The 13,569-nt window shown below is 46.7% G+C and carries 12 protein-coding genes; 10 read left to right on the top strand and 2 right to left on the bottom strand.

What is annotated here, in order from left to right:
* Positions 1-11: 11 nt before the first annotated feature.
* From L0U89_RS07030 to L0U89_RS07015, 4 genes are all read left to right on the top strand, one after another.
* Positions 12-2,189 carry an urea transporter gene (locus tag L0U89_RS07030; protein ID WP_234860883.1) on the top strand — a complete coding sequence of 726 codons (2,178 nt, stop codon included), beginning with the start codon at positions 12-14 and terminating at the stop codon, positions 2,187-2,189.
* The gene (locus L0U89_RS07025; RefSeq protein WP_234860882.1) at positions 2,174-3,514 is read left to right on the top strand and encodes a tetratricopeptide repeat protein; all 1,341 of its coding nucleotides are present in this window, start codon (positions 2,174-2,176) and stop codon (positions 3,512-3,514) included. Before L0U89_RS07030 ends, L0U89_RS07025 begins: the two co-directional genes overlap by 16 nt.
* An 11-nt stretch (positions 3,515-3,525) precedes the next feature.
* A complete protein-coding gene (locus L0U89_RS07020; protein WP_234860881.1) occupies positions 3,526-4,176 on the top strand; it encodes a tetratricopeptide repeat protein in 651 nt (216 codons plus the stop codon).
* Positions 4,177-4,399: 223 nt separating this feature from the next.
* A complete protein-coding gene (locus L0U89_RS07015; protein WP_234860880.1) occupies positions 4,400-5,803 on the top strand; it encodes an MBL fold metallo-hydrolase in 1,404 nt (467 codons plus the stop codon).
* A gap of 157 nt (positions 5,804-5,960) precedes the next feature.
* Here the strand turns inward: L0U89_RS07015 and L0U89_RS07010 are convergent, their stop codons facing one another.
* Both L0U89_RS07010 and L0U89_RS07005 read right to left on the bottom strand, forming a co-directional pair.
* Complete coding sequence (locus L0U89_RS07010; RefSeq protein WP_234860879.1) at positions 5,961-6,644, bottom strand: hypothetical protein; 684 nt, start codon at positions 6,642-6,644, stop codon at positions 5,961-5,963.
* Between the two features lie 76 nt (positions 6,645-6,720).
* Complete coding sequence (locus L0U89_RS07005) at positions 6,721-7,290, bottom strand: Crp/Fnr family transcriptional regulator (RefSeq protein ID WP_234860878.1); 570 nt, start codon at positions 7,288-7,290, stop codon at positions 6,721-6,723.
* A gap of 155 nt (positions 7,291-7,445) precedes the next feature.
* Here L0U89_RS07005 and L0U89_RS07000 point away from each other — a divergent pair, with 155 nt between their 5' ends.
* Genes L0U89_RS07000 through L0U89_RS06975 form a run of 6 tightly spaced genes read left to right on the top strand, consistent with a single transcriptional unit; the run spans position 7,446 to position 13,565 of the window.
* Positions 7,446-7,877 (top strand): RrF2 family transcriptional regulator, encoded by a 432-nt coding sequence (locus L0U89_RS07000; protein WP_234860877.1) that lies wholly within the window; start codon positions 7,446-7,448, stop codon positions 7,875-7,877.
* A 41-nt stretch (positions 7,878-7,918) separates the two neighbouring features.
* A complete protein-coding gene (gene ric / locus L0U89_RS06995; protein WP_234860876.1) occupies positions 7,919-8,650 on the top strand; it encodes an iron-sulfur cluster repair di-iron protein in 732 nt (243 codons plus the stop codon).
* 4 nt (positions 8,651-8,654) lie between these two features.
* Positions 8,655-10,466: a c-type cytochrome gene (locus L0U89_RS06990; RefSeq protein WP_234860875.1), complete on the top strand. Its 1,812-nt coding sequence runs from the start codon at positions 8,655-8,657 to the stop codon at positions 10,464-10,466.
* A 24-nt stretch (positions 10,467-10,490) separates the two neighbouring features.
* Positions 10,491-12,455 carry a Sec-dependent nitrous-oxide reductase gene (gene nosZ / locus L0U89_RS06985; RefSeq protein ID WP_008625345.1) on the top strand — a complete coding sequence of 655 codons (1,965 nt, stop codon included), beginning with the start codon at positions 10,491-10,493 and terminating at the stop codon, positions 12,453-12,455.
* A 60-nt stretch (positions 12,456-12,515) separates the two neighbouring features.
* A complete protein-coding gene (locus L0U89_RS06980) occupies positions 12,516-13,085 on the top strand; it encodes a hypothetical protein (protein WP_234860874.1) in 570 nt (189 codons plus the stop codon).
* Positions 13,086-13,130: 45 nt separating this feature from the next.
* Positions 13,131-13,565 carry a nitrous oxide reductase accessory protein NosL gene (locus L0U89_RS06975; RefSeq protein WP_234860873.1) on the top strand — a complete coding sequence of 145 codons (435 nt, stop codon included), beginning with the start codon at positions 13,131-13,133 and terminating at the stop codon, positions 13,563-13,565.
* Positions 13,566-13,569 lie beyond the last annotated feature (4 nt).

The following is a 13,569-nucleotide window of genomic DNA, read 5'->3' as shown; positions in this document are numbered from 1 at the left end:
CCTACGGAGCCATGAAAAGGCTGGAATGGTTCATAGATGCGCTCCTCAACAGTTATGCGCAGGTATTCTTTTCCAACAACAAATGGTTTGGAACTATCCTGATGGCGGTGACTTTTGTGGATTTTTACGTGGGAATGTATGGATTTTTCGCTGTCAGTACAGCCTTGCTGACAGGTCATTTTTTGGGTCTATACGAACCCAACGTACGGCAGGGATACTATGGCTTCAATTCCCTTTTGGTAGGTGTCGGTCTATCCATCTATTTCGAGCCAGGACCTTTGCTGCTGGTTTTGGCAGTCTTTTCCGGCATGCTCACCGTCTTTGTGGCCTTGGCATTTGAGGGAATTCTGGGCAAATATGGACTGCCATTCCTGAGTATTCCTTTTATTCTTGTCTTTTGGACTTTAAGGCTGGCTACGCGTCAGTTTGAGGCTTTGGGATTGAGCGAACGGGGTGTCTATTTCCTCAATGAACTCTATTTGTTGGGTGGAAAAAACCTCGTCGATATGTACGAATGGTGGAACCAAATCCCTTTCCACACCTCCATCAAGGCATATTTCCTTTCCATCGGAGCGATATTTTTCCAGCAAAACATCTTTTCGGGTTTTTTTGCTGCACTTGGCTTGTTGCTTTATTCCCGGATCGGATTCACCCTTTCACTTCTTGGATTTTATATCGCCTACCTTTTTTATATTGCTTTGGGAATACCCTTTTCCGAAATATCCTACAGCTACATCGGATTCAATTATATACTCACGGCCATTGCGCTTGGGGGATACTTCATTATTCCAAACAGGAACACCTATCTCAGCCTGCTATTCATTATTCCGATCACAGCCATTATCGGAATCTCCCTGCAACAGGTCTTTGACAAGCTCTATTTGCCGGTATATTCTTTTCCATTCAATATTACGGTCCTTTTGTTTTTGTATGGATTAAAATTTAGGGTTGACAACCGTATCGGTCTCAGCACGATCTTTTGGCAGCAGCAATCACCTGAAAAAAATCTTTACAATTTTGTCAATTACCAAGAACGGTTTGGCAACGGAAGCCCTATCCCAATTTATCTTCCCTTTTTCGGAGAATGGTCAGTCACCCAGGGCCACAATGGTGCCTTCACCCACAAAGATGACTGGAAACATGCTTGGGATTTTGAGATCAGGGACGATCAGGGCAAAACATTTCGCGATGAGGGTGATTTTGCTTCGGATTACTTCTGTTTTGACAAAAACGTCCTTGCACCCGCCGACGGAGTAGTAGAGGTCCTTGTCAATGACATCGAAGACAATACCGTCGGAACCAGAAACCTCGACAAGAATTGGGGAAACACCGTGGTGATCAAACATTCGGAATTTCTCTACAGCAAACTCAGCCACCTGAAAAAAGGCTCTATCCTACCCAAAATCGGAGATAAAGTCAGCAAAGGCGAAATCATCGCCAAAGTGGGAAATTCAGGCAATTCCGCATTTCCCCACCTTCATTTCCAGCTGCAGGCGACGCCATTCATCGGCTCAAAGACGATCGATTACCCGATCTCCGACTTCTGGATGAGATATGCAGGAACCGAAAGCCTCGAGGCAGTAGGCATTCCACCATTGGATGCGGTAGTTTCTTCACTGACAACAAATATGCAATTGAAGAAAGCATTCTCATTTGTCATTGGAAACCAATTCCATTGGGAAACCAACAAGGGTGAAGCTGTGGTGTGGGAAGTGAAAAGAGACTACTGGCTCAATACCTACCTGGAATGTCAGGCGACGGGTTCCAAGGCCTTTTACAAATTGGACGAAGGCACCCTGCATTTCATTCATTTTACCGGCGATCGGGAATCGCTCCTGTATTTTTTCTTTCTATCAGCCTACAAAGTGAGTTTTGGGTACTCCAATAGGCTTCGATTGCAGGACACCTTCGCCATCAATATGGTCTTCCAACCGAATAGGCTTTTCGTACAGGATCTATTTGCACCGTTCTACAGATACCTGAAGGGAGAATACACGCTCAATTATCCCGAAAAAGCCCGGGGAATTGGCTTTCAGCCGATCCAATTGGATGGAAAGATCACGAAATCGGCATTTGGGCAGGAAATGGAAACTTCACGCTTCCAGTTCCTGATTGCAGCTAACGGCCTTCAAAGCTTTGAATTCACAAACAGACACTCCCAAATTAAGGCAACATGTACCGCAGACTGATTTTCATCGCACTGCTTGCAATTCCATGGGCATTTGTCCAGGCCCAGCAGAGCCTTCCACAGGTGGATGCCAAAACCTATGAGCTATTTCAACAAGGTGCTTGGGACAGATTGATCGAGGAAGGTAACAAGGCCATTCAGCAGGGAATTGATTTCTATTACCTCAGGGTAAGAATAGGCATTGCCCATTACGAAAAAAGAAATTACCACGCAGCCATCCGGCATTTTGAAAAAGCAAGAGAATTAAACGATTCTGAATCCTACGTCCAGGAATACCTCTATTTTGCCAATTTGTTTTCGGGAAGATCTGCGGAAGCCAAAGTTATTGCCGAAGGATTTGATCCAGTTTTGAAAAGCAAAACGGGAACCGAGAAGCTTCCCGTAGTTTCAAGACTTGATCTTGCCTACAATTTTACGGGACAAATCGACCCCTCAGTGATTCAGGATTTCAATCCGAATGCACCAATTGGTATGGAGGGGTCGCAGTTTATCCCGGACTACCACCATTACTATTTCGGAGGCTTGGGGCTAGACCTTTCTCCACGTTTCTCGATTTATCAAGGATACTCCTATCTCCAGGTAAGTCATTTGTTGTATAGTCAATCGGCAAACGAACAAATTCTGGACAAAACCTTTGCCTCATCTGTACATCAATACTATGTGGCGGCCAACTTGCTTATTGGCAAGGGTCTCACGCTCCTGGGAGGGTTACATTTCGTCAGAAGGATTTTTCCTGTGACCAGCACCATCACCTCCGGGCCTCCGGGCCCATCCGTGGAATCCACCGTAATTTCAAATGCGGGGGAAAATGACCTTACCGGATTCGTCTCGCTTTACAAGCGACTGAATCGAGTCACCATTGGAGCTTCCTATTACAGAGGTTCATTGGGCAATTTCACCCAAAACCAAGCGGACGGCAAAGTCATCATTTTCCCTTTCGGAAATCTAAACCTCTATACCGCATCTACCGCTTCCCTGCATCAGCAGGATTTCGGGGGAGGGAATAACAGCGCAAACTTTGTTTTTGACCAACAAATCGGATTGAAAACTACAAGATGGCTTTGGGTGGAAGGGTATGGGACATTTGGCAATATGAACAACTTCTTCATGAATGACGGTTTGCTGGTTTTTAACCGCATGGATACCATCAAACAAAGACTCGGCGGGAGACTTTTGATCCTTCCGTCTTCCAATCTAAAACTGACGTTGGACTATACCCTTTTTCAAAATCAAAGTGAATTTTTTCCTGTCTCTGCGGGCGAAAATCTCAATACGCAGACTTACAACACACAGGCAATCACAGGCATCATCACATGGACATTCTAACCAAAAAGATCATGAAACCTTCAAATGAAAGTCAGTCTTATCAGCGGCACTTCCTAAAGACCATTGTGCTTTCCCTGCTATTTAGTGGGTTTGTCGCTGTGGAAACCTTTGCACAAGACAAAACCACTGAGGCCTTCAAGCAAAGCTATTCTTTGGAAAAAAGCCAAGATTACAAGGGCGCAATTGCTTCCTTAGGGCAGGTGTATGAGGCAGATGGATACGAAATCAACCTGCGGCTTGGATGGCTGACCTACCTTGCCGGACAGCTATCCGAATCATTGGAGTATTACAACAAAGCGGTTGCCTTGAAGCCTTATGCCATCGAGCCCAAATTAGGTCTGGTTTTGCCCCTTTCGGTACAGGGCAAATGGAACGAAGTGGAAGAAATCTATCAAAAAATCCTTCAAATTGATCCACAAAACACCTTGGTCAATTACAGACTGGGATTGATCTATTACAACAGAGGAAGCTATGATAAGGCGGATCCTTATCTGGAAAAAGTGGTGAACCTGTATCCTTTTGATTATGATGGATTGATTTTGCTAGCGTGGAACAAGCTGAAACTCCAAAAATTCAGGGAAGCAAAAGTACTTTTCCAAAAGGTCCTGCTGAACTCACCGGAAGATGCGTCTGCACTGGAAGGCTTGAAATCGATCAAATAAGGAAATCACGCAAAACCAAGCATTTCCAAGCTAAACAACTCGACTTTACCCATAAAGCCGAAAAATCACTATCCTTAGCTGACTTCTGGATTGCCTGAGTAATTTTTATCACATGACAAATGTCATCTTATCCCTTGTTTTGTATCGTGCATGTCGGAATCACCGATGACGAAGTTTTCGGTCCGATCTCAGGTAAATTGAAACAAGTCAAAAATCATATCATATGTTCTTCGAATTAGTCTATGACAAAAGTTTGGCACAAGCCAGCTACGTAGTTGGCTGCCAAGCAAAAGGTGTCGCCGCAGTGATCGACCCAAAAAGAGATGTGGATACCTATCTCAACATTGCAAAAGCCAATAACATGAAAATCACCCATATCTTGGAAACGCACATCCATGCGGATTTTCTGAGTGGTTCGCGGGAATTGGCGGCCTTGACCGGTGCCGAAATGTACCTGTCCGACGAGGGCGATGAAAACTGGAAATATGAATTCCCCCATAACAAAGTCAAGGGCGGAGATGTCATCAAAATGGGCAACCTTACCTTTGAAGTCATCCATACCCCAGGACATACGCCAGAAAGCATCAGCTTTCTTTTGACCGACAAACCGGCTACCACTGAACCCGTGATGCTCTTTACGGGAGACTTCGTGTTCGTCGGCGACGTTGGAAGACCTGACCTTTTGGAACAAGCTGCGGGTATCAAAGGCACGCAGGATATCGGCGCTGCACAGATGTTTGATTCCCTACACAAATTCGTCAAGTTGGGGGATTACCTTCAAGTTTGGCCGGGCCATGGGGCAGGTTCTGCTTGCGGCAAGGCCTTGGGCGCTGTACCGATGACCACTGTCGGCTATGAGAAAATCAGAAACTGGGCACTGCAGCTCTTGAACGACAAGAAAGCCTTCTCACAGGAACTTCTAGCAGGTCAGCCCGAGCCGCCAAAGTATTTTGCGATGATGAAAAAACTCAACAAGGTGGACAGAAAACTGGTGACAACAGTCCCAACAATCAAAAACCTGAGTCAAACTGAATTCGCACAAGTCAAAGCCCAAGGAGCAAAAATAATTGATACCAGACCTTGGCCCGACTATACCAAAGGATATCTGAGAGGAACCTTGAGCATCACCAACAACAACTCATTCTCCACGTGGATGGGCTGGTACGTCAGCTATGATGAAGACTTCTACGTCATTGCCGAAGACGCGCAAGTAGAAGATATTACCAGAAAACTGATGCGTATCGGATTGGACAACCTCGCTGGATACATCACGCCTGCGCAGCTGTATGCCTATGAAGGCGGTAAACTCGAAAGCTACACACCTATCGATTTTGAAACCGCACAACAAAAAATTGCGGAAGGAAAGGTACAAGTCGTGGATTTGAGGGCTGCTTCAGAGTTCCAAAAAGGCCACATCGAAGGAGCCGAACATATTTTCGTCGGAAAACTTACCCAAAACCTGGACAAGATATCCCAAGACAAGCCGGTCATCATCCATTGCCAAAGTGGCGCAAGGTCTGCGATCGGCTATTCCATCTTGGCCGCCAATGGATTTGACAATATCCTAAACTATGCAGGTGGATGGGCAGAGTGGTCCATCAAAGAAAACGAGCTGGTAAATAGCTAAGCAGATTCCCATATTTCACCAGAAAGCCCGATCGCTCGGGCTTTTTTTGTTTTGTTAGAATTACTTGCTGTTTCAAGCTATTCGATCGAAAACGGCGGACACTAAATCGCCTTTCTTTTTTTCACATTAACAGAATCGATGTTGCTCTATATCGTTACTAGAGAAATGCCCAACCCACGAAAAGCCCGAAATTTGGTTTGAAGTCCTTTTCTGGCCCATATTGGTCCAAATTTGCACCCAGGCCAAAACTCAGCGCGTCTTTCTTAACGCCAGCCCTCAATTGCAAAAAACTACGCGCATGGAAATTCTGGGCCGTGTTATGGATATACATAAACTGCACCCGGGTGTACAAGTTGGTCTTTGGAGTAAGCTGGGGTTTGAACTCATAAATTCCAAAAAGCTCCACGTTTCGGCTGGAGTTGAGAAACAAAGATGCAATCGTCACTGCGACCCACTTTTGGTTTGTGAATGAGTGCTGTGCCCCGACAAGCGGAGAAAACCCAACCCGATTGTTGATGGTCGTTCCTGCGACGAGGCCAAAACCTTTGTACAGCGTATAGTTGATCAAAACCGGCGCAACCAAATCCAATTCTTCCCTTTCGTTGTCATAACTCGTGGAAAATGAAGACACGTTAAGAAACCCAAATTTGCTATCTGGGCTGAATTTCCTTTTCACTACCATTTGGAAAAAGAGCCGATTGTTGCCGGCCATCAATTCGACTGGTGTTGGAACTTTCGGCGCAGTCGCTTGGGCTATGGCTTGGTAATGGGCACTGAAAAAAACAAGCAGAAAAAGGACAAAAAATCTGGAATGGGGAGAATTTCGAATAGCGTCTTTCATGATACAAGGATTATTTCCCTACAAAGTTCCAGAATTGGAAGCGGTAAAAAGTTGCTCCAAAGCAAGGATTTGGAAGCTACAGCTTTGCCTTGAGGCGGCTGAGCGTGTAGGGTGTTACACTGAGGTAGCTGGCGACGATTTTGCTTGATATCCGATTCAAAATCGTCGGATATTCCTTCAGCAGCCACCTAAGCCGATCCAGGCTATCTGCGGATTGGAGATTGTAAATCCGTTTTTGTGTAGTGATGTAGGCGGATTCGAGAATGTTCCGGTAGATTTTGTTGACGGCCGGTTCGCTCTCCACCAAAAAATAAAAATCCTCCCTCGATATACAATAGACGGTTGTTTTTTCAAGGCATTGGATGGACTCGATCGATGGTTCCCTACTAATCAGACTCATGAACGAAGTGCCGAATTTTCCTTCAAACGCAAAATATCTTGTGTTTTCCATTCCGCCTTCACCTGTCGAAAAAATCCGCATACAGCCTGCGACAACAAAATAATTGAAACGACACACCTCTCCCTGTCTAAGCAAATACTCGTTTTTCCTGCACTTCTTCTCTGTGAAAAACGAAGAAATGAAAGCCAATCTCTCTTCAGAAATATTCGTCTTCTCCTGGAAATAAGCTTTCAACGCTGGATGCATATCCCAAAATAGGTAAACAAGACAGGAAAAGAAAATCCTGCAATTGAGGTGCCCTCTTCCGGTTTCCTCCTGAGGCGAAATTTTTAAAAAAATATTATCGGATATTTTTGTCCTTTTTATAAAAAAGATATATTTGTCCTGTAATACAGCCGAAGATGTTTTCGAAGACCTGCAAATACGCCATCAACGCCATGATCTACGTGGCAACGCTACCCACCGAACAGGAGCGCGTCGGCCTGAAGGAGATTTCGAAAGCGATCAATTCACCGGAGGCCTTTACGGGAAAGATCCTGCAGGCCTTGGTCAGGGACGAGCTGCTTGCATCTACAAAAGGCCCAAATGGCGGCTTTTTTATCGCAAAAAATCCCGCCGAAATCGTCCTTTCCCAAATTGTGGAATCGATCGACGGAGACATGTTATTTACGGGCTGTGCTTTGGGGCTTGAAAAGTGCTCCGAAGACCACCCCTGCCCTGTTCATCATAAGTTCAAGGCTATCCGCGACCACCTGACGGGCATGCTAATGACGACAAGTCTCAAGGATGTCGCTGAGCGGGTGAATGTGGGCATCAGCTTCCTGAAGTATTAAAAAAAATTTGAAGCAATAAAAGACAAAACACTCCCACAAAAATGACTACAGAAATGGAAAACCTCGCAGAAAAAAAAGTCGGACGAATCGTGGCCGACAATTTCCGAACCGCACAAGTCTTTTCACAATACGGAATAGACTTCTGCTGCAAAGGTGGCATCACCTTAAAGGCTGCCTGTGAATTGAACGGTGCATCGGTCGCATCTGTCCTCAGTGATCTGGAAAAAACGATGACAACCCCCGAGGAGGTCCATTTCAAGGATTTTGGGATGACCGACTTGATTGACTACATCGTCGACACTCACCACAAGTATGTTGAGAAAACCATCCCGGCCCTCAAGGCCTATCTCCAAAAACTGGAGCATGTACATGGCGACAGACATCCTGAGCTGTTCGAAATCCGCAGGCTGTTTTTTGAAGCTGCCGACGCATTGACAATCCATATGAAGAAGGAGGAACTAATACTTTTTCCATACATCAAAGCGATGGAAGAAGCCCAAAAGAGTCATTTCCCACTTTCTAAACCCCACTTTGGACATATCGAAAATCCCATCCACATGATGGAAGATGATCATGCTGGCGAGGGCGAAAGATTCCGCATCATTTCTGAACTCAGTCATGGCTACACCCCGCCCAAAGACGGGTGCCAAACCTACAGAGTGGCCTTTGCGATGCTCGAAGAATTTGAATACGACCTCCACACCCATATCCATTTGGAAAACAACATCCTGTTCCCAAAAGCTTTGGAAGCCTTTGAACTCCTGAATTCATAATCCCATGTCAACCCAGCGACCACATATCGAAGCCAATTTACCGGGAGTGAATTCGACCCAATACTTGGTGAAATCTTGGATGCGCTGGGCATTGTTTTTCTTCTTTGCCGCCAGTGTTTTTGGATTGATGATGCGGTACTATTTTCTGGGCGAGATTCCATTTTTCGCCTACAAAAATCTACTGCACACCCATTCCCATATCGCTTTGCTGGGCTGGGGATACATGTTGATCATGGGTTACTATGTGTTTAGCTTCGGTTCGGATCAAAAAAGGGCCGGACTATACAAAAAGATGCTCACAATCAACGTAGTCGCCGGCTTGGGCATGTTGGCGAGCTTCCCTATACAGGGATACGGTGCCGTGAGTATCTTCTTCAGCACGATCCAACTGCTGTCGAGTTACTATTTCTCCGTCCAAATTCTACGAGACCTCAAGAAAGCTCCATCTTCCACAGCCGTACGAATGATTCAGTTCAGCATCTATTGGATGTTGCTATCGACTTTGGGGCTCTTGGCGATAGGTCCCGTTAGCGTACTCCTAGGTCGCAACCATCCCCTGTACTTCATGAGCGTGCAGTGGTTTTTGCACCTTCAGCTAAGCGGCTGGTTTACCTATGCGGTATTTGGCGTGCTGATGCATTACCTGGAGGAAAAGGGAAAAACGATCCACTTGAGCAAAACGCAAGAATGGACCCTGCACCTTTCCGTGCTTTTGACCTATGCCTTGAGCGTATCCTGGAGCACGCCGATGCCATTCCTGAGCCCTACCAACTCATTGGGTGTCGTGATGCAGAGTTTGGCTTATTTCTGGATTTTGAGGCCACTTATCTCGGCACTTTTTCCTGGACTCGGCTTCCCTTCCCATTGGGTGGATCGGCTGATGTATCTCGGAGTGCTGAGTCTGATCGCCAAGGCATTGGTAATGGCACTGCTCGCCGTGCCCTCCGTAGCCCATATCTCGATAACAATCCGATTGTTTGTAATTGGCTTTATCCACCTCGTGATGCTTGGGACCGTGTCCCTCGGAATTGGGGCAGTGATGGTACGCAAAGGCTGGTTGCCAATTGACAAACTTTCCAAGAAAGGCTGGACGCTGTTGATATGGGCTTTTGTCCTCACAGAAACCCTCCTTTTCATTCAGGGCCTGCTGCTTTGGATCGAAGCCGGATACCTACCCCAATATCACCTCATCGTCTTCTCAGCCTCCGTCCTGTTTCCTGTCTCCTTGGCAGTCTTGCTATATGCCGCATTTCGTAGCCCATTAGGCGAAACAATTACTCCCATACAATCCAAATCAAATTTCAACATCCAAACCAAAAATCAATCTATGAAAAGTTCAGTAATCCTGTCCATAGGAATCGCAGCATTCCTATGGACCAGTTGTGGAGGAGGCAGCAACCAAGGCACTTACACGCCTCCAAGTGCAGAACCCGCGGCAGAAAAAGCAGCAGATCCAAAGGGTATCGGTGAAATCAAATCCGTGGAAATCGGCGAAGGAATCGACGAAGCACTTGCCAATAAGGGGAAAGCAATCGTGGATATGAAGTGTACCGCTTGCCACCAACTCAACGACAAGCGTTTGGTTGGACCGGGCTTTCAAGGTGTGACCAACAGAAGGAAACCGGAATGGATCATGAACATGATTACCAACGTGGACGTGATGCTGGACCAAGACCCAACGGCCCAAGCCCTCCTTGAGGAATGTCTCACCCGTATGCCAAACCAAAACATATCCGTGGGTGATGCCCGGGATATCCTGGAGTTTCTCAGAAAAAATGACCTAGAAAAAGCCGGTTCCAAAGACGGAGCCCTTTAATAAATCAACCAAACCCCCAATACAATGAAAACAAAATTATGGTTAGTAGCAGGTGCTGCAGTCGCCATGACCCTTACCTATGGCTGTAAACCCAAAGGAGCCCAAACGGCCATCTCGGGTGATGCGGCAAGCAAGGTATATGTAGCGCCCGGCCAGCATGATGAGTTTTACAACATCATCTCTGGCGGTTTCAACGGGCAAATGTCCGTCGTAGGCCTTCCATCAGGAAGAGTATTGAAAATCCTCCCCGTGTTCTCGGTCCATCCTGAAAATGGCTGGGGTTTTACGGAAGAAACAAAACCGATGTTGAACACATCGCACGGCTTCGTTCCTTGGGATGATCTACACCATATTGCCATTTCAACAACCAATGCCGAGCATGACGCAAGGTGGGCTTTTGGCAATGCCAACAATACGCCACGTATTGCACGCGTAGATTTGACCACTTTCAAAACCGTGGAAATCCTAGAGCTGCCAAATTCCGGTGGTAACCACTCCTCTCCTTTCATTACTGAAAACACCGAGTACGTGGTGGCTGGAACCAGGTTTTCTGTACCGACTGGCAGCGATCAAAACAGGGATGTGCCGATCGATACCTACAAGGATAATTTCCGCGGAACGATTTCCTTCATTTCTGTAGACAAAGACCACGGAGACATGAACTTGGCTTTCCAATTGGAAGCTCCGCCGTTCAACTTTGATTTGGCAAGGGCTGGTAAGAAAAAATCACATGGATGGTTCTTCTTCTCTACCTACAACACCGAGATGGCCCATACGCTTTTGGAAGTGAACGCATCCCAAAAAGACAAGGACTTCATCATGGCCGTCAACTGGAAGAAAGCAGAAGAATACATCGCCCAGGGCAAGGGCAAGAAAGTCCCTGCCAAATATGCGCATAACAAATGGGATGAAAACTCCCACACCGGCACCTCCACGATGATGAACGAGGTACTGTCATTGGATCCCAGGGAGTTGAAAGACATCGTTTATTTTATCCCTTGTCCAAAATCCCCACACGGATGTGATACCGACCCAAGCGGCGAGTACATCATCGGTTCCGGAAAATTGGCCGCGGTTATTCCCGTTTTCTCTTTCACCAAAATGCTGGCAGCGATCGAAAAGCAAGACTTTGAAGGTAGTGTTGACGGCATGCCTGTGTTGAAATATGAGTCAGTGCTCCATGGCGAAGTAGAAAAGCCAGGTCTTGGCCCATTGCACACCGAGTTTGACGGAAAAGGAAATGCCTACACTTCTATGTTTGTCTCATCTGAAGTAGTCAAATGGAATATCGAGACTTTGCAGGTTTTGGACCGGGTGCCAACCTACTACTCCGTGGGGCACTTGATGATTCCAGGCGGCCCAACCGGTAAGCCACATGGCAAATACATGGTAGCGTACAACAAAATCACCAAGGATAGATATCTGCCAACTGGACCGGAATTGGCACACTCTGCACAGCTTTATGACATTTCAGGTGACAAGATGCAGCTGCTTTTGGACTTCCCAACCATCGGTGAACCGCACTATGCGGAAGCTTTCCCAGCCACTTTGGTCAAAGACAAGCAAGTCAAATTCTTCCCCTTGGAGACCAACTCCCACCCAGCAGTCCTAAAAGGTATCAACGACGCACGGGTGGAACGAAATGGCAACCAAGTCCATGTCTACATGACCACCATCCGCTCCAACTTCAGGCCTGACAACATCGAAGGTGTCAAATTGGGTGACGAGGTGTACTTCCACGTGACCAACTTGGAGCAAGACTGGGATGTACCGCACGGATTTGCAATCAAGGGCGCCAATACCGCCGAACTGCTGGTAATGCCGGGCGAGACACAGACATTGAAATGGGTGCCTGACCGGGTCGGCGTATTCCCATTCTATTGCACAGACTTCTGTTCTGCACTGCACCAAGAAATGCAAGGCTACCTGCGGGTATCACCTGCCGGCAGCAATGTACCACTCAAGTATTCAACTGGCTCAGTAGAATAGTTGCTTAATTCCCAAGAATACCGCCAACCGTTTGGTTGGCGGTATTTAAAACCCTTAGTCATGAAAACTACCAGTTCACTTTCGAGAATTCTGATTTTGGTCTCAGCCTTGCTGATGGTTTCGGCCTACTTCACACCACTTTGGCAAATCAGCCTTTGGGCACCCCAATACCCCGAGGGTCTGAACATGAAAATCTGGATCGACCGCCTCAGCGGAGACGTGGATATCATCAACGGCGTCAACCACTACATTGGCATGAAGCATATCGGCCAAGAGATGTTCCCCGAGCTGCAATACTTGGTTTACGTTTTTGGTGCGATCATAGCCTTTGGTGTATTGGCAGCGATATTGGCCAAGAGATGGGCGCTTTATACCTACTTATTGCTTCTATTGATCCTCGGCCTCGGTGTACTCGTGGACATGTACCTGTGGGGATATGACTACGGCCACAATCTCGACCCTTCAGCTGCCATCAAGGTTCCTGGGATGGCCTATCAGCCTCCATTGATCGGCTACAAGGAACTACTCAATTTCTTAGCGTATTCAGGTCCTGATACAGGTGGTTGGATCTTAGGGGCATCAGTGCTCCTTGCTGGGCTCGCCTCATTCAGAGAGTTTAGAGCAAAATAAACATCAACACCATTCCCCAATACTGAATAACCAATCGATCAAACCATGAAAACCCTCCCCATAACCCTACTACTTGCGCTCCTTCTGCTCGGATGCAGCACGGACCCACGTCCAATCCAGTTTGGCCAAGACGTCTGCCACTGGTGCAAAATGAAGCTGATGGACCCCCACTATGGCGCCGAGATCGTCACCAAAAAAGGAAAGATCTACATCTTCGACGACATCAATTGCCTGATGGCATTTATGGAAACCGGCGAAGTGGCACAGGAGGATATCAAACACGTGCTGGTCATAGACTACGAAAACCCAGAAAAACTTGTCGACGCCACTACCAGCTTTTACCTTAAGTCAGATCAGTTCAAAACCCCGATGGCCAGCCAAATTGTGGCATTTTCCGACTACGAGGTAATGAACCAATACAAGAAAAGGAATGGCGGCGTGTACCTCGCATGGGGCGAACTCGTCACCCAATTCAAATAGACAC

The organism is Mariniradius sediminis, assembly GCF_021491425.1.
In the GTDB taxonomy this organism is placed as follows: Bacteria; Bacteroidota; Bacteroidia; order Cytophagales; family Cyclobacteriaceae; genus Mariniradius; species Mariniradius saccharolyticus.
The sequence above is the reverse complement of the archived record's forward strand: the minus strand, read 5'-3'. Positions and strand labels throughout refer to the sequence as shown.